Source organism: Streptomyces roseoverticillatus (assembly GCF_000719265.1).
GTDB classification, from domain to species: domain Bacteria; phylum Actinomycetota; class Actinomycetes; order Streptomycetales; family Streptomycetaceae; genus Streptomyces; species Streptomyces roseoverticillatus.
The window spans coordinates 140,029-156,377 of record NZ_JOFL01000008.1; the positions used below are offsets into that span (position 1 = coordinate 140,029).

At 73.4% G+C, this 16,349-nt stretch carries 16 protein-coding genes and 1 pseudogene; 11 read left to right on the top strand and 6 right to left on the bottom strand.

Going from position 1 to position 16,349, the window contains the following annotated elements; all coding sequences use genetic code 11:
* The first annotated feature begins 139 nt into the window (after positions 1-139).
* Positions 140-1,639: a catalase gene (locus tag IF61_RS0111580; protein ID WP_052392631.1), complete on the top strand. Its 1,500-nt coding sequence runs from the start codon at positions 140-142 to the stop codon at positions 1,637-1,639.
* A gap of 131 nt (positions 1,640-1,770) precedes the next feature.
* On the opposite strand, the gene IF61_RS0111585 is transcribed toward IF61_RS0111580, so the two are convergent.
* Both IF61_RS0111585 and hisN read right to left on the bottom strand, forming a co-directional pair.
* Positions 1,771-2,187 (bottom strand): CBS domain-containing protein, encoded by a 417-nt coding sequence (locus tag IF61_RS0111585; protein WP_030366230.1) that lies wholly within the window; start codon positions 2,185-2,187, stop codon positions 1,771-1,773.
* Positions 2,188-2,404: 217 nt separating this feature from the next.
* On the bottom strand, positions 2,405-3,211 hold the full coding sequence (gene hisN, locus IF61_RS0111590; protein ID WP_030366231.1) for a histidinol-phosphatase: 807 nt from the start codon (positions 3,209-3,211) through the stop codon (positions 2,405-2,407).
* A gap of 126 nt (positions 3,212-3,337) precedes the next feature.
* Here hisN and IF61_RS0111595 point away from each other — a divergent pair, with 126 nt between their 5' ends.
* Both IF61_RS0111595 and IF61_RS32270 read left to right on the top strand, forming a co-directional pair.
* Positions 3,338-4,012 carry a TetR/AcrR family transcriptional regulator gene (locus tag IF61_RS0111595; RefSeq protein WP_052392632.1) on the top strand — a complete coding sequence of 225 codons (675 nt, stop codon included), beginning with the start codon at positions 3,338-3,340 and terminating at the stop codon, positions 4,010-4,012.
* A gap of 137 nt (positions 4,013-4,149) precedes the next feature.
* The gene (locus IF61_RS32270) at positions 4,150-4,656 is read left to right on the top strand and encodes an ATP-binding cassette domain-containing protein (RefSeq protein WP_052392633.1); all 507 of its coding nucleotides are present in this window, start codon (positions 4,150-4,152) and stop codon (positions 4,654-4,656) included.
* 52 nt (positions 4,657-4,708) lie between these two features.
* Here the strand turns inward: IF61_RS32270 and IF61_RS0111605 are convergent, their stop codons facing one another.
* The 4 genes from IF61_RS0111605 to IF61_RS0111620 all read right to left on the bottom strand — a co-directional run bounded on the left by IF61_RS0111605 (position 4,709) and on the right by IF61_RS0111620 (position 8,430).
* A complete protein-coding gene (locus tag IF61_RS0111605) occupies positions 4,709-5,032 on the bottom strand; it encodes a DMT family transporter (protein WP_030366234.1) in 324 nt (107 codons plus the stop codon).
* An 87-nt stretch (positions 5,033-5,119) separates the two neighbouring features.
* Positions 5,120-6,127 carry a ribosome small subunit-dependent GTPase A gene (gene rsgA / locus IF61_RS0111610; RefSeq protein ID WP_030366235.1) on the bottom strand — a complete coding sequence of 336 codons (1,008 nt, stop codon included), beginning with the start codon at positions 6,125-6,127 and terminating at the stop codon, positions 5,120-5,122.
* Positions 6,128-6,156: 29 nt separating this feature from the next.
* Positions 6,157-7,527 (bottom strand): 3-phosphoshikimate 1-carboxyvinyltransferase, encoded by a 1,371-nt coding sequence (gene aroA / locus IF61_RS0111615; RefSeq protein WP_030366236.1) that lies wholly within the window; start codon positions 7,525-7,527, stop codon positions 6,157-6,159.
* Between the two features lie 135 nt (positions 7,528-7,662).
* Complete coding sequence (locus tag IF61_RS0111620; protein WP_030366237.1) at positions 7,663-8,430, bottom strand: M50 family metallopeptidase; 768 nt, start codon at positions 8,428-8,430, stop codon at positions 7,663-7,665.
* Positions 8,431-8,471: 41 nt separating this feature from the next.
* On the opposite strand from IF61_RS0111620, the gene IF61_RS0111625 reads away from it, so the two are divergent.
* The 8 genes and pseudogenes from IF61_RS0111625 to def all read left to right on the top strand — a co-directional run bounded on the left by IF61_RS0111625 (position 8,472) and on the right by def (position 16,325).
* Positions 8,472-9,302, top strand: a complete 831-nt coding sequence (locus tag IF61_RS0111625; protein WP_030366238.1) for an SOS response-associated peptidase — start codon at positions 8,472-8,474, stop codon at positions 9,300-9,302.
* Positions 9,303-9,351: 49 nt separating this feature from the next.
* Complete coding sequence (locus IF61_RS0111630) at positions 9,352-9,978, top strand: alpha/beta family hydrolase (RefSeq protein WP_043188720.1); 627 nt, start codon at positions 9,352-9,354, stop codon at positions 9,976-9,978.
* A 460-nt stretch (positions 9,979-10,438) separates the two neighbouring features.
* A pseudogene (locus tag IF61_RS0111635) lies at positions 10,439-11,074 on the top strand (sigma-70 family RNA polymerase sigma factor); the annotation flags it as partial.
* A complete protein-coding gene (gene rsrA / locus IF61_RS0111640; RefSeq protein WP_245684482.1) occupies positions 11,071-11,487 on the top strand; it encodes a mycothiol system anti-sigma-R factor in 417 nt (138 codons plus the stop codon). The pseudogene IF61_RS0111635 and the gene rsrA, both read left to right, overlap by 4 nt.
* Before the next feature lie 230 nt (positions 11,488-11,717).
* Positions 11,718-13,073 carry an HD-GYP domain-containing protein gene (locus tag IF61_RS0111645; protein WP_078660145.1) on the top strand — a complete coding sequence of 452 codons (1,356 nt, stop codon included), beginning with the start codon at positions 11,718-11,720 and terminating at the stop codon, positions 13,071-13,073.
* Positions 13,070-14,332, top strand: coding sequence for an HD-GYP domain-containing protein (locus IF61_RS0111650; RefSeq protein ID WP_245684483.1), 1,263 nt, complete (start codon positions 13,070-13,072; stop codon positions 14,330-14,332). The genes IF61_RS0111645 and IF61_RS0111650 overlap by 4 nt, the downstream gene beginning before the upstream one ends.
* Before the next feature lie 277 nt (positions 14,333-14,609).
* Positions 14,610-15,596 (top strand): tetratricopeptide repeat protein, encoded by a 987-nt coding sequence (locus IF61_RS0111655; RefSeq protein WP_030366244.1) that lies wholly within the window; start codon positions 14,610-14,612, stop codon positions 15,594-15,596.
* Between the two features lie 90 nt (positions 15,597-15,686).
* Complete coding sequence (gene def / locus IF61_RS0111660) at positions 15,687-16,325, top strand: peptide deformylase (RefSeq protein ID WP_030366245.1); 639 nt, start codon at positions 15,687-15,689, stop codon at positions 16,323-16,325.
* Positions 16,326-16,349 lie beyond the last annotated feature (24 nt).

The following is a 16,349-nucleotide window of genomic DNA, read 5'->3' on the forward strand; positions in this document are numbered from 1 at the left end:
ACCATTGGATCTCATATCTATGTCATGTCTATCTTGACTTAGACAACGTCTAATGTAGGATCGAGCTCGGCTCAAGGCCAGGCGATCGACCAGAAGACCGGTCGGCCGGTTCGGGGCCGAGTGACGGACGAGATGACGGATGACGGAGGCACACGTGCCGGTTCAGGGCGAGGACATCTACACGACGGGCCCGCTGACCACGGAGTCCGGAGCTCCGGTCGCGGACAACCAGAACGGTGAGACCGCGGGCGTCGGCGGCCCCGTCCTGATCCAGGACCAGTCGCTGATCGAGAAGCTCGCGCACTTCAACCGCGAGCGCATCCCGGAGCGCGTGGTGCACGCCCGCGGCGCCGGTGCGTACGGCACGTTCACCGTGACCGCCGACGTCACGCGGTACACCCGGGCCGCGTTCCTCTCCGAGGTGGGCAAGCAGACCGAGACGTTCCTGCGGTTCTCGACCGTCGCCGGCAGCCTCGGCTCCGCCGACACGGTGCGCGACCCCCGCGGCTTCTCCCTCAAGTTCTACACCGAGGAGGGCAATTACGACCTCGTCGGCAACAACACCCCGGTGTTCTTCATCAAGGACGCCATCAAGTTCCCCGACTTCATCCACACCCAGAAGCGCGACCCGTACACCGGCTCGCAGGAGGCGGACAACGTCTGGGACTTCTGGGGGCTCTCCCCGGAGGCCACCCACCAGGTGACCTGGCTGTTCGGCGACCGCGGCATCCCCGCCTCGTACCGCCACATGAACGGCTACGGCTCGCACACCTTCCAGTGGAACAACGCCGCCGGCGAGACCTTCTGGGTCAAGTACCACTTCAAGACCGACCAGGGCGTCAAGAGCCTCACCCAGGCCGAGGGCGACCGGATCGCCGGCGAGGACCCGGACTTCCACCAGCGCGACCTGCGCGAGTCCATCGAGCGCGGCGAGTTCCCGACCTGGACCGTCCAGGTGCAGATCATGCCGGCGGACGAGGCGGCGAACTACCGCTTCAACCCGTTCGACCTCACCAAGGTGTGGCCGCACGAGGACTACCCGCCGATCGAGATCGGCAAGCTGGAGCTCAACCGCAACCCCGACAACATCTTCGCCGAGGTGGAGCAGGCGATCTTCTCGCCGGCGCACTTCGTGCCGGGCATCGGCCCCTCCCCGGACAAGATGCTGCAGGGCCGCCTCTTCGCCTACGGCGACGCCCACCGCTACCGCGTCGGCATCAACGCCGACCACCTGCCGGTGAACCGCCCGCGCGCCACCGTGGCGCGCACCTACGGCCGGGACGGCCACGCCTACGACGGCCGCCACGGCCGCGCCAAGAACTACGAGCCCAACTCCTTCGGCGGCCCGCAGCAGACCGGAGCGGCGCTGTGGCAGCCCACTGCGGTCACCGGCGCCACCGGCACGCACGAGGCGCCCTCGCACGCCGAGGACAACGACTTCGTGCAGGCGGGCAACCTCTACCGGCTGATGTCGGAGGAGGAGAAGGAGCGTCTGATCGCCAACCTCGCGGGCTTCATCGCGAAGGTCTCGCGCGACGACATCGCCGAGCGGGCCATCAACAACTTCCGCCAGGCGGACGCGGACTACGGCAAGCGGCTCGACGCAGCGGTCCAGGCACTGCGCCCCCTTCGCGGCTAAGCCGCCGCCGCTCTCGCGGAGGTGGTGACTCGCCGTAGGGGTTGCTCAATGACCGCTTGCCGTGCATGACCCGGAGAGGCCGGACGCCATTGGGCTCCGGCCTCTCCGGCTGTACGGAGCACTCGCGCCCTTCAGCCCGCCAGCACGCCGGCGTCCTCCCGGGACCCGCGCGCCCTCGCCCGCACCCAGCAGCGGATGATGTCGCGCACCGACACCACCCCCACCGGCCCGTGGCCGTCGAGGACGATCAGGTGCCGGAAGCCGCCGCGCGACATGGCCGCGGCGGCCTCGTCGAGGGTCCACTCCGGGGCCGCGAAGACGACGTCCGTCGTGGTGTGCGCGTGGGCCGTCTCCCGGTCCGGGTCCTGCCCGGCGCCCACCGAATTGAGGATGTCCCGCTCGGTGAGGATGCCGAGCCCGCTGGTATCGGGGTCGAGGACGACCGCGGCCCCTATCCTGCGCGCGGACATCAGCCGGGCCGCCTGGCGGAGGGTGTGGGCGGGGCCGATGGTGAGGACCACCGTGCTCATGGCGTCGCGGACGAGCATGGCTGGAGCCACCTCCTTGGTGGACCGTGAACCCCCAGTAGGGATTCACAAGTTCACAAGCGTGGGTCCTTCATCGTCACACGACGCGGCCCGCCCAACAAGGGGCGCGTGGGGCCGTAACCGCGCTCGGGGGCGCCACCGCGCCCGCCCCGGACCGGCGCTGTACGTCCCGGGGCCCGGCCCGTATGCCCTGCGCCCGGATCCCCGGCCCGCACGCCTACGTCCGGAGGTAGCCCAGCAGCTCGTCGTGGAGCAGGCCGTTGGACGCCGCGGCGTTGCCGCTGTGCGGCCCGGGGCGGCCGTCCAGGCCGGTGAAGCGGCCGCCGGCCTCCTCCACGATGACCACGTTCGCCGCCATGTCCCACAGCGACAGCTCCGGTTCGGCGCAGATGTCCACCGACCCCTCGGCGACCATCATGTACGGCCAGAAGTCGCCGTAGCCGCGGGTCCGCCAGCAGTCGCGCGTGAGGTCGAGGAAGCCCGGCAGCAGGCCGCGCTCCTCCCAGCCGCTGAGCGAGGAGTAGGCGAAGGACGCGTCCTCGACGCGGCCCACGCGCGACACCTGCAGGCGGGTCGCCGACGTCAGGCTGCGGCCGGTGTACGCGCCCGAGCCCCGGGCGGCCCACCACCGGCGGCCCAGCGCCGGTGCCGACACCACGCCCACGACGGGCTCGAAACCGACCGACCCGCCCTGCTCGACCTGCACCATGAGCGAGATCAGGGTGGCCCAGACCGGCACGCCGCGCACATAGTTCTTGGTGCCGTCGATGGGGTCGATCACCCAGCGGCGCGGGCCCGTGCCCTCGCTGCCGAACTCCTCGCCCAGCACCGCGTCGCGCGGCCGTGCGCGCTGCAGATGGCCGCGGATCAGCTCCTCGGCGGCCTTGTCCGCCTCGCTCACCGGGGTCATGTCCGGTTTGGTCTCGACCTTCAGGTCGAGGGCCTTGAACCGGTCCATGGTGGCCGCGTCTGCGGCATCCGCGAGGACGTGGGCCAGACGCAGATCATCGTGGTAGTCGGACATGGCTGAACAGTACCTGTGGCATCCGCTTCGGGCCTCGCGGCCCGCCCACGGCTCTTGACACCGTATGGCGGCACGTCAATTCTGTGGCCACAGCCGTAGTGCGGCCGGACGGCCGGGGAGGCGACCATGCCCGCGGCACGAGAGCTCTTGCTGGACGCGGCCTTCGCGGCGCTGCGCACCCGGCCCTGGAACGGGGTCCGGATGGTGGACGTCGCCGCCTCCGCCGGGGTGTCCCGGCAGACGCTCTACAACGAGTTCGGCAGCAAGGACGGCCTGGCCAGGGCCCTGGTGCGGCGGGAGGCGGAGGCCTTCCTGGCCGGTGTCGAGCGGGCCCTGAGCGCCTCGCCCGCCACCGCCGTGCCCGCCACCGCACCGGCCGCCGGGGCCGATGCCGGGGCCCGCTGCGCGGCCGCCGCCTGCTGGATCCTGCGCACGGCGCGGGCCAACCCCCTCGTGCGGGCCGCGCTCACCGGCTGCCGCGGGGAGCGGCTTCCGGCCGCCGCGGCGCCGGTGCTGCCGGCCCCGCGCGGCCCGTTCGCCCGGGCCGTGCCGCGCTCCGCGCCCGGCGCCGCGCCGCTCGCCGACGCCATACGGGACCGCACCGTCCGCGCGGTCTCCGGCACCGCCGGGGAGCGGGCGCCGGAGGTCACGCTGTGGGCCTGCGAGGCGGCCGTACGGCTGACGTTGTCCTACGTCGTCGCCCCGGGCGCGTCGGACGAGGAGGCCGCCGCGCAAGTCGCCCGTCTGGTCCGCACCCTTGTGGGCGAGAACGTGACGGAAGGACCCCGTCCGGAGCAGTGACCCGGCCTCCGGGCGGTGGCCTCCGGGCCGGCAATTCCGGCCTCCGGCGGGAGGACTCCGGGCCGGCTGTTTCAGCCACCCGATCCGGACACTGTTCTCCTCGCCCGGCCCCGGCGCACCGGTGTCGGCCGGGCCCCGTGCCCGCCGTCCGCGGCGTCGACCTCACCCTGTGCCGCGGCGAAGTTCTCGGTCTCGTCGGCGAGATCGTCGCCGAACCGCTGCGGGCCCAGGGCCGCGGCAGGGCCGCCGTCGCCGGGCGCGTCCCGGAGCTCCTGGAACTCGTCGGCCTGGAGGCCGGGCACGCGGGCCGCTTCCCGCACGAGTTCTCCGGCGGGCGGCGGCAGCGGCGGTGGCAGCGGATCGGCATCGCGCGGGCACTCGCCGTCGAGCCGGAACTGCTCGTCCCGGACGAGCCGGTGTCCGTGCTGGACGTGTCCGTCCAGGCCGGCGTGCTCAACCTGCCGCAGCGCCTCAGGCGCGAACCGGGGCTCACCTACCTGTTCGTGCCGCACGACCCGGCCGTCGTGCGGCACGTCGCGGACCGGGCGAGCGTCATGTACCTCGGGCGCACCGTGGAACCGGGCCCCGCCGGGGAGGTGTTCCGGAAGCGCCGCTGTGGCTTATCGCCGTTGCGGGGGAGTTGAGGGGCCGGGCCCCTCAGCCCTCGTGTCAGCCCTTGTGGAGGTGGAGAACGGCTCAGTGCGCTGAGCCCGACAGCTGCAAGCCCATGACTCCCAGGATCACCAGGCCGATCGACACCAGTTTCAGCGTCGACACCAGGTCGCCCAGGAAAACCATGCCGTAGATCGCCGTCCCGGCCGCGCCGATGCCCGTCCACACGGCGTAGGCCGGGCCCACGTCCAGTTTCTTCAGGGAGAGCGTCAGCAGGCCGAAGCTGCCGAGTGCGAAGCACGCGAACGCGATCGTCGGCCAGAGCCGGGTGAAACCGTGGGAGAGCTTGAGACAGACCGCGAAGCCGGTTTCCAGCAGTCCGGCGACCACGACCAGCAGCCACGCCATCAGTTTGCCTCCCGCGTCTCGGTGACCGCCGTCCGTCCCGGTGTGCTGATGCCCTTGCCATCGGCGGTCACTCGCAAACGTAGGCGATCAGTCGCCTTCGCGTCGCTCCCGTGTGGAAAGCAGCCGCCGCAGCGAGTACAGCCGCTGCGGATCGGCGTGGCCGTCGGTGACCCACGCGTCCAGCGCGCAGTCCGGTTCGTCGTGGCTGCAGGCGCGCGGGCAGCCTTCGGTGCCCGGCTCCAGGTCGGGGAAGGCGTGGATGACGCGCGAGGGATCGATGTGGTGCAGGCCGAAGGAGCGCACGCCCGGTGTGTCGATGACCCACCCCGAGCCGGTCGGCAGGGGCAGGGCCAGCGCGGACGTGGTGGTGTGACGGCCGCGGCCGGTGACGGCGTTGACGTGGCCGGTGGCCCGCTGCCGGTCCGGGACGAGGGCGTTGACCAGAGTGGTCTTGCCGACGCCGGAGTGGCCGACGAACGCGGTGATCCGGTCCTCCAGTTGCTCGCGGACCCGGTCGGCGGCCCCGCCGTCCGCGAGCTCCTCGCGGCTGGTGACCACGTAGCGCACGCCGAGCGCGCCGTAGGACTCCAGGAGTTTGTCCGGGGAGGCGAGGTCCGACTTCGTCAGGACGAGCAGCGGCTCCAGGCCCGCGTCGAAGGCCGCGACGAGGCAGCGGTCGATGAGCCGGGGCCGCGGCTCGGGGTCCGCGAGGGCGGTGACGATCGCGAGCTGGTCGGCGTTGGCGACCACCACGCGCTCGAACGGATCGTCGTCGTCGGCGGTGCGGCGCAGCACCGACGAGCGCTCCTCGACCCGCACGATGCGCGCGAGGGTGTCCTTGGCGCCGCTGAGATCCCCGACGACGGCGACCCGGTCACCGACCACGACCCCCTTGCGGCCCAGCTCGCGGGCCTTCATGGCGACCACCTTGCGGTCGTCGACCAGGCAGGTCAGCCGGCCGCGGTCGATGGTGAGGACGAAGCCCTCGGCGGCGTCCTCGTGCTTGGGGCGGATGTTGGTGCGGGGGCGGTTGCCCTTGCGGTTGGGGCGGACGCGGATGTCGTCCTCGTCGGGGTTCTTGCCGTAGCGGCGCATTGCTGACTTTCCTGGCTTTCCCGGATCTCTCAGACTCTCGGCGCCGTCGCCGCCCCCGCGACGGTGCCCAGCATCCCGGTCCACAGCTCCGGGAAGTCGGGCAGGGTCTTGGCGGTGGTCGCGACGTTCTCCACCAGGACGCCGTCGACGGCGAGGCCGATGACGGCGGCCGCGGTGGCGAGCCGGTGATCCTCGTAGGTGTGGAAGACGCCGCCGTGCAGGGGACGCGGGCTGATGCGCAGCCCGTCCTCGGTCTCGGTGACGTCGCCGCCGAGCTCGTTGATCTCCTTGGCCAGGGCGGCCAGCCGGTCCGTCTCGTGCAGCCGCAGGTGGGCGATGCCGCGCAGGACGGACTCGGAGCCGGCGAGCGCCGCGACGGCGGCGATCACCGGGGTGAGCTCGCCGACCTCGTGCAGGTCGGCGTCGATGCCCGTGATGCGGCCGGTGCCGGTGAAGGTCAGGCCGGCCTCGGTCAGCTCGCAGGAGCCGCCCATGGCGGTGAAGATCTCCCGCAGGGCGTCGCCGGGCTGGGTGGTGCGCTCCGGCCAGTCGGGGATGGTGACCCGGCCGCCGGTGATCAGGGCGGCGGCCAGGAACGGCGCCGCGTTGGACAGGTCCGGCTCCACGACGACGTCGCGGCCGAGCAGGGCGCTGGGGGAGACCCGCCACACGTTCGGCTCGCCGCCGGACTCGGGGGTGTCCACCTGCGCGCCGGCCTGGCGCAGCATGTCGACGGTCATCCGGATGTGCGGCATCGACGGCAGGACGGAGCCGGTGTGCCGGACCTCGACGCCCTGGTTGAAGCGCGGCCCGGACAGCAGCAGCGCGCTCACGAACTGGGAGGAGGACGAGGCGTCGATCTCGACGGTGCCGCCCTCCAGGGCGCCCCCGCCGTGCACGGTCAGCGGCAGGGCCCCGCGCTCGTTGTCGTCTATGCGGGCGCCCAGGGCGCGCAGCGCGTCGATCACGCCGTGCAGGGGGCGCTCGTAGCTGCGCGGGTCGCCGTCGAAGCGGATCGGGCCGTCGGCGAGGCTCGCCACGGGCGGCAGGAAGCGCATCACGGTGCCGGCGTTGCCGACGTCGACGGTGGCGGGGCCGCGCAGCCGGGCCGGGATCACCCGCCACGCCTCGCCGGAGCCGGCCGTGCCGTCCGCGTCGGTGGAACTGGAGGAGACGGTCTCCTCGATGCCGACGCCCATGGCGCGCAGCGCCTCGGCCATCAGCAGGGTGTCGCGGGACCGCAGGGGGCGGCGCAGCCAGCCGGGCTCGGAGGCGAGCGCGGCCAGCACCAGGGCGCGGTTGGTGACCGACTTGGAACCGGGCACGGTCACGGTCGCGTCGACCGCGCCTGTGGCGAGGGGGGCGGGCCAGAGGTCGGAGTGCGCGGGGTTCTCGGTCATGCCTTTACCTTACTGACGTTCTCCCCGTGGTCCCGTCTCCGAAGTGCTCAGGCCTGAGGTCGCGCCCCTGCCCTGTCAGGTCGGGAGCCGCCGCCCCGGCACGGGGAGCCCCCAACCCCTCGTCGGCCGCCTCCGTCAAAGGCCGAGCAGCCAGCGCCCGCCGCCCGTCAGCGCGCACAGCGAGATCACATGGAAGAAAACCAGCCACACGACGGCCGGCAGGTTGGTGAGCCGGGCGAGCTGGTCCGCGTCCGAGTCGGGAGCGCCCCCGCCCGCCCGTCGCCCGACCACCACCCCTGATCGAGGCGCTGCCGCGCCGCCCCACTGCTTTCGCTTCGCCTGCAGCTCGAACGCCGGCCGGACCCCGCCGAGCAGCAGGAACCACACCACCCCGTACGCGAACAGCGCCTGCACCGCCGGCCCCGCCAGCCAGGAGACCAGTACGAACAGGGAGCCGGAGAGCACGACCGTCAGCACCCCGTAGGCGTTCCGGATCATCAGCAGCATCGCGGCCAGCAGCGCCGTCGCGAGCCACAGCAGCGCCGTGATGTGACCGGCGGACAGCAGCCACGCGCCGCCGAGGCCCAGCAGTGACGCCGCGGGGTAGCCGGCGGCGGCGGTGAGGATCATGCCGAGGCCCGAGGGCTTGCCGCGCGACACCGTCAGCCCGGAGGTGTCCGAGTGCAGCCGGATGCCCTCCAGCCGCCGCCCGGCCAGCAGGGCCACCAGCCCGTGGCCGCCCTCGTGGGCGATGGTGACGGCGTTGCGGGTCACCAGCCATATCCCGCGTGGTGCCACCGCCGCGAGCGCGACGAGCCCGGTGGCGGCCACGAGCCACACGGAGGGGGCGGGCTGGGTCCCCACCACGCGGTCCCACAGGGCGGTGGCTTCGGTGCTGTCCATTTGTGCGCGGCTCCTCGTGGGTCCGTGGCAGGGTGGCCAATATGTGTGGTCGATATGCGGCGAGCCGTAAGCCCGAGGATCTCGTGGGGCTCTTCGGCGTCGAGAAGTGGGAGCCGTCCGAGGCCCTCGCCCCGGACTGGAACGTGGCCCCGACGAAGAGCGTGTACGCGGTGCTCGAGCGTCCCCTGAAAGACGCAAGTGACCGGCGTCCGGTTCGCCAGCTGCGGCCGCTGCGCTGGGGGCTCGTGCCGTCGTGGGCGAAATCCCCCGAGGGCGCCGCGAAGATGATCAACGCCCGGTCGGAGACGGTCCACGAGAAGCCGTCCTACCGGAGGGCCTTCGAGGCGCGCCGCTGCCTCATACCCGCCGACGGCTACTACGAGTGGGTCACCGGTGCGGCGGAGCGGGAGCTGGAGGAGAAGGGTCGCAAGAAGCGTCCCCGCAAGCAGCCCTATTTCGTCACCCCGGCCGACGGGTCGGTCATGGCGATGGCCGGGCTGTACGAGTTCTGGCGCGACCCCACGCTGCCGCCCGATCACCCCCAGGCCTGGTGGGCGACCTGCACGGTGCTCACGACGGAGGCCGAGCACGCGCCCTTCGCCCTCCCGGAGGGCGGCCCGGCGCCCGAGGGCGGGCCGCGTTCCCTGGCCGAGATCCACCCCCGGATGCCGCTCGTGCTGCCGCCGGACCGGTGGGCCGCGTGGCTGGACCCCGGCCGCACCGGCACCGAGGAGCTGCGCGGCCTGCTGACCCCGCCGCCCGCCGGGTCCGTACGCGCCTACCCGGTCACGACGGCGGTCAGCGACGTCCGCAACAACGGCCCGGAGCTCGTGGAGGAGCTGGAGGCGCCGGAGGAGGCGACGCTGTTCTGAGTCCTCACGTGTCTCTTGTTCCGGGGCGCGCGTGAACGATGATGGACCGGTGATCGAGACCGTTCCCACTCCCGCCGGCGACGCCCGCATCCACTGGCACCCGGCCCCCCGGGCCCGCCTCGTGCTCGCCCTCGGCCACGGTGCCGGCGGCGGCGTCGAGGCCCGCGACCTGCAGGCCCTCGCCGCCGCGTTGCCCGCGCACGGCGTCACCGTGGCCCTGGTGGAGCAGCCCTGGCGGGTCGCCGGTAAGAAGGTCGCCCCCGCGCCGAAGACCCTGGACGCGGCGTGGACCGCTTTGTGGCCGGCGCTGCAGGAGCCGGGCCTGCCGGTCGTGGCCGGCGGCCGCAGCGCGGGCGCCCGGGTCGCCTGCCGCACGGCGGCCGGCCTCGGTGCCGCCGCCGTGCTGGCCCTGAGCTTCCCGCTGCACCCGCCGGGCAAGCCGGAGAAGTCCCGCGCGGACGAGCTGACCGGCGCCGGACTGCCCACCCTGGTCGTCCAGGGCGCGAAGGACCCGTTCGGCCGCCCCGAGGAGTTCCCGTCCGGAACGCACCTGGTGCCCGTGCCGCACGGCGACCACGGCTTCGCCGTGCCGAAGAAGGCGGACGTCGGGCAGGAGGAGGCGCTGGCCGGGCTCACCGGGGCCGTCGCGGAGTGGCTGGACGGCATCGGCCGCTGAAGCGCCTTGCGCCGGCCACGCCCGGCACGCTGCGGGCCCGTGGCGGAATTCCGCATTCCGAAAGAGCTGTTGAATTCCGGAGGATTCCGGGAATGCGGCGTGCCCGGGCGCTGTTGTGCCAGTCGTCATCAGCCACTGGCCCGACCGAGGAATGGGAGCTCGCCGCATGGGTTCGATCGCATGCCTGTCCCGCCCGCAGACCGCTGACCTGGGATGGTCCGCACTGCATGTGGCGCAGCCCGCCCCGTCTGGAGCGGCGGACGGGCGGGATCGTCGTCTATTCTCCGATTCGAGCGGGTCCGCATCCGGTCCTGCCGTCGTGTTGGAGGAGGTGGGTCCGGTCACTGGGACCGACGAGGGGACCGAAGACACCGGGGCCACGGGCATGAGCGCCACCGAGAGCGCCGCGAAGGACGCCGCGAGCACCGCTGCGCAGAACGGCGCGGACGCCGCGGCCGAAGCGGCGGAGAGCGCTGCCGAGCGCAACGCCCGGTTCGAGCGGGACGCCCTCACCTTCCTCGACCAGATGTACTCCGCCGCCCTGCGGATGACGCGGAACCCCGCCGACGCGGAGGACCTGGTGCAGGAGACCTACGCCAAGGCGTACGCGTCCTTCCATCAGTTCCGGGACGGCACGAACCTCAAGGCGTGGCTGTACCGCATCCTGACCAACACCTTCATCAACTCCTACCGCAAGAAGCAGCGCGAGCCGCTGCGCAGCGCGTCGGAGGAGATCGAGGACTGGCAGCTGGCCCGCGCCGAGTCGCACATGTCGACCGGTCTGCGCTCCGCCGAGTCCCAGGCCCTGGACCACCTTCCGGACTCCGATGTCAAGGAGGCCCTCCAGGCCATCCCCGAGGAATTCCGGATAGCGGTCTACCTCGCGGACGTCGAGGGCTTTGCCTACAAGGAGATCGCGGACATCATGGGTACGCCCATCGGCACCGTCATGTCCCGGCTCCACCGGGGCCGCCGCCAGCTGCGCGGAATGCTGGAGGACTACGCCCGCGAGCGGGGACTGGTCCCCGCCGGGGCGGCCCCTGCTGCGCCGAACGGCTCCGACGAGTCGCACAACCGGAAAGGCTCGGACTCATGAGCTGCGGAGACCCGCACGAGACGGACTGCTCCGAGGTTCTCGACCACCTCTACGAGTTCCTCGACCACGAGATGCCCGACGGGGACTGCGCCAAGTTCGAGGTGCACATCGACGAGTGCTCCCCGTGCCTGGAGAAGTACGGCCTGGAACAGGCCGTGAAGAAGCTGGTCAAGCGCTGCTGCGGCCATGACGACGTGCCGGCCGACCTGCGCTCGAAGGTGATGGGCCGGATCGAGCTCATCCGCGCCGGGCAGTCGGTGCCCGAGCAGGACGTCGTGGCCGAGGCCCGGGCGGCGGAGGCCGCCGCGCGCACGGCCAAGGGCGCCGAGAGCGCGCCGGGCGCCAAGGGTGCCCGCAGCGCGTCGGGCGGCCCCGCGCGGCCGGGCCCGCTGGGCGCCACGACCCAGGAGTAGCCGGTCCCCGCGCCCGCGGCGCGGTCATCCCGCCTGTCCTGTACCGCTTACGGCCTTATACGGCCCGGCCCGCGCATGCCGTCCGGCGGCGATAATCACCCGAAGGTGTGCATCTGGTCGGTTCGCGCGGGGCAATCCCCGAATGCGGCGTTCCCCGGCTCCGCCGGACCCTATTCTCCCCTTCCTGACGGCAAGCATGTCGGCACCTCACGGGACGGGGAGGACGCGCCATGGGGGCACTACCGGCGGCAGCGCGCCTGTGTGTGCTGTGCGCCGTTCTCGCCGCCGTCGCGTGCGCCGCCCCCGCCCTGCGGGCCGGACCCGGCGTCCCGTGGTGCGCCGTGGCCCTCCTGGCCGCGGTCTGCGCCGTCTGCGAGCGCCTGCCCCGCCGCACCCTGACCCTGCCCGTCCTGCTCGCCGGGGCGTTCCTGCTGCCGCCCGCCGCCGCGGGCCTCGTGGCCGTGCCGGGCGCGCTCGTCGGCCGGGTCGAGCAGCGCCCCGCGTGGGTGCGGCGGCTGTGGCACGCCGCCCAGCTCTCCCTGGCCTCCTGCGCCGCCTCCCACGTCTTCGCCCTCGCCGCCCCGGCCATGGCCACGGACGCGGGCCTCTCCCCGCTCGCCCCCGCGGACTTCCCCGCAGCCATGCCGCCCGCCCTCGCCGCGGCCCTCGTCCTCTCCCTCGTGGCCGCCGCCCTCGACGGCGCCGTCCGCGTCGCCGCCGAGCGCCGCCGCCCGCGCGCCGCCTGGAGCGGCCTCCTGCTGCCCGGCCCGCTGCTGCCGGCCCTCGTGCACGGCCCCACCGGCCTGCTCACCGCGGCCCTGTGGCACAGCGCCTACGGCCCGCCCGCGGCGCTGCTCGTCCTGCTGCCGATGTCCGTCTCCTCCTGGTTCCTGGACCGCTGCGAGCGCGAGCGCGCCGCGCACCAGGCCACCATCCGGGCGCTGGTCCAGGCCGTCGACCTCAAGGACCGCTACACCCGCGGCCACAGCGAGCGCGTGGGGCGCGCCTCCGTGCTCATCGGCCGCGAGCTCGGCATGGCCGGCGAGCGGCTGGAGGCGCTGCGCTTCGCCGGCATCCTGCACGACGTCGGCAAACTCGGCGTCCCCACCCGCCTGTTGCGCAAGGACGGCCCGCTCACCCCGGAGGAGCGGCGCGTCATCGAACTGCACCCCGAGTACGGGCACGAGATGGTGCGCGGCATCGGCTTCCTCGACGAGGCGCGGGCCGCGATCCTCCACCACCACGAGCGCCTGGACGGCAGCGGCTACCCCTACGGACTGATGGGCCATCAGATCCCGTTCTTCGCCAGGATCGTGGCCGTCGCCGACGCCTTCGACGCGATGACCTCCACGCGCAGTTACAGCCGGGCCCGCCCCGTGCCGGCCGCCCTCGCCGAGCTCCGCCGCTGCGCAGGAAGCCAGTTCGACCCTCGCATGGTCGCCGCCCTGTGCACCGCCCTCGACCGTCACGGATGGCATTCGACAGTGACCTCGGAGGCTACGGAGAGTGCAACTCCACCCAGCGGAAACGTCCCTTCTTCCCATCGGCCGGTCACCGGAGCCGGCCAACCGGGAGGTGAGGGGTGACGGGACGGCATGACGGACTCCTGGTACGGAGCGTGCACGGGGCGGCCGTCGCGCTCGCCCTGGCCGCCCTGGCCCGCACCGCCTGGCACGGCCTCGCCCAGCCCCGCGTCGCCCTCGCCTACGGCCTCCTCATCGCCGTCGGCGAGGCCGCCCGGCGCCGCCGCCCCACCGCCGGCCCCGGCGACCGCCAGACCGCGCCCGTAGGAGCCGCCGGAGCCCTCTCGTACGCCCTGCTCGGCGAGATCGGCGGGCAGCCATCCGCACACGGCGCCCCCCAGGTCGTCGCCGTGGTGCTCGCCGCCACCCTCGCCGGCGCGATCGGCCGCCCGCCCGCGCGCGACCACCTCGCGCGCCGCCTGCTCACCACCGCCTTCGCCGCCGTCTGCTTCCAGCCCCTGCACCACTCCGGAGCCCTCGACCACTGGCCCGGCCACGGCCCCGCCTACGCCTTCGTCCTGCTCCTCGTGCTCGCCCTGACCACCCTCTTCGACGCCGTCCTCGCCGCGGCCCTCACCCTCCTCCGCACGGGCGGCCCCTACGGCCCCGCCCTGCGCGACGAACTGCGCGCCCTCGCCGGCATCGGCACCGCGATCTGCGCCACCGGCATCGTCATGGCCCTCGCCGTGGGCGTCGCCGGGCTGTGGGCCCTGCCGGTCTTCTGCCTGCCCCTGCTCCTCACCCAGCTCTCCTTCCACCGCTACACCGCCGTGCGGGCCACGTACCACCAGACCATCGCCTCCCTCGCCCGCTCCACGGAGATCGCCGGCCACACCCCCGCCGGGCACGCCCGGCGCGTCGCCGCCCTCAGCCGGGCCACCGGACGCGAGCTCGGCCTGTCCGAGACCGGGCTCACCGTTCTGGAGTACGCCGCACTGATGCACGACATCGGGCAGCTCTCCCTCCTCGACCCCGTGCCCGCCGGGGCCACCGAGCCCCTGCCGCCCGAGCAGCGCCGCCGCATCGCCCTCCTCGGCGGGGCCGTCGTCCGCCGGACCGGCGTCCCCTCCGACGTCGCCGTCGTGGTCGAGCGCCAGGCCGCCCCGTACCGCGAGCAGCCCCTCGCCGCCCGCATCGTCCGCACCGTCAACGCCTACGAGGACCTCGTCGGCGAGAGCGGCTGCGGCCCGTTGTGCGCCCTGGAGCGGCTCCGGCTCGACACGGCCCGCGAACACGACCCGCAGGTGGTCGCCGCCCTGGCCGGAGTGCTCGCGCGCGGGGGCGGACCGGGAGTGCCCGACCAGCGGCAGGACCAGAGGTAAGAGTCCGGTCAAAGCGGGAGTACCGCGGTGAACCCACGGGTAATGAGCGGGCGTCCAAAGGGGCATGGTTGGATGCGAAGAGGAGAGCAGAGGAAAGAAGGCGAGAAACCGCGGAGACGACGGGGGGCGTCGGGCGCGTCGCCGCCTCCGGCACGGAGGTGTGACGGGCGCGACTTCCCGGAGCGAGTGAGATGTGGCAGGTTGTCGTCAGGGAGGACGGCGGCCTTCACCTGGGTCATCCGGCGTGGTCGCACGCAGAAACCGGCAGGCGGGAATCGTGAGGATCTTCGGCAAGGTACGGCACCGGCCTTCCGCCTCGTGGCGGCAGGCCACCGACCGTGCCTTCACGCTCATCGGCGACGGCCGGTACGAGGACGCGGGCGCGCTCCTGACCCGCGCGGCCGACATGGAGCCCTGGCTCTCCGAGTCGTGGTTCAACCTGGCGCTGCTGCACAAGTTCCGCCACGACTGGGAGCAGGCCCGCGCGGCCGGGCTGCGCGCCGTGGCCCTCCTGGACCGCGAGGCCGGCGCCCCGGACTGGTGGAACGTGGGCATCGCCGCCACCGCCCTGCAGGACTGGCCGCTGGCCCGCCGCGCCTGGCAGGCGTACGGCCTGCGCGTGCCCGGCGAGGGCACTCCGGCCGGCGAGCCCGTCGGCATGGAGCTGGGCAGCGCGGCCGTCAGACTCTCGCCCGAGGGCGAGGCGGAGGTCGTGTGGGGCCGCCGGCTCGACCCGGCCCGGATGGAGGTCCTCTCCATCCCGCTGCCCTCCTCGGGCCGCCGCTGGGGCGAGGTCGTGCTGCACGACGGCGTCCCGCACGGCGAGCGCGTCACCGCCGCCGGGCCCGCCTACCCCGTCTTCGACGAGATCGAGCTGTGGGCCCCCTCGCCCGTGCCCACGTGGGTCGTCCTGCTGGAGGCCGCCACCGAGGCCGACCGGGACGCCCTGGAGCGGCTCGCGGCCGACGCGGGCTTCGCCGCCGAGGACTGGTCCTCGTCCGTGCGGCTCCTGTGCCGCACGTGCTCGGAGAGCCGCATGCCCAGCGACGAGGGCAACGGCGAGCACCTCGACCCCCACGACCACAGCGAGCCCGGCCACCCCGGCCCCCTCGGCCACCGCACGGCCGGCTCCGGCTCCCTGTGGGTGCCCGAGCGCGAGTGCGGCATCGCCGCCCCCGCCGGGCTGGTGCGGGGCCTGCTGGACGGCTGGGTGGCGGACAGCCCGGACAGCCGGGAGTGGCGCGACCTGGAAGAGGTCTGCTGAGCACTTCCGAGGACCCCCGGCGCCGCGGGCGGGGACCCGTACCCTGTACAGGACATCCTTTTGGGTTCTGAGAGAGGCACGACGGCGGACATGTCGCAGCAGTCGCAGCAAGAGACCGACCAGCAGGTGGACGGCGAGTTCATCGTGGACACCGAGGACTGCGAGGCGCGCGAGCTCGCGCACCGCGAGCGCGGCACGTCCCGCCCGATCACCGTCGTCGGCAACCCCGTCCTGCACCGCGAGTGCAAGGACGTCACCTCCTTCGACGACGAGCTGGCGCAGCTGATCGACGACATGTTCGCGAGCCAGCACACCGCGGAGGGCGTCGGCCTCGCCGCCAACCAGATCGGCGTCGACCTCAAGGTCTTCGTCTACGACTGCATGGACGACGAGGGCGTCCGCCACGTGGGCACCGTGTGCAACCCCGTCCTGGAGGACCTCCCGGCCGGCCGCCGGGTCCTGGACGACTCCAACGAGGGCTGCCTCTCCGTCCCCACCGCCTACGCCTCCCTCGCCCGCCCCGACCACGCCGTCGTCAGCGGCCAGGACGCCAAGGGCAACCCCATCCGCGTCCAGGGCACCGGCTACTTCGCGCGCTGCCTCCAGCACGAGACCGACCACCTCTACGGCCGGCTCTACATCGACCGCCTCTCCAAGCGCGACCGCAAGGACGCGCTGCGGCAGATGGAAGAGGGCACCCCGCGCTACCCGGTCGTCGCGAACGACTGACCTCGCGTACGACGCAGACGTGTG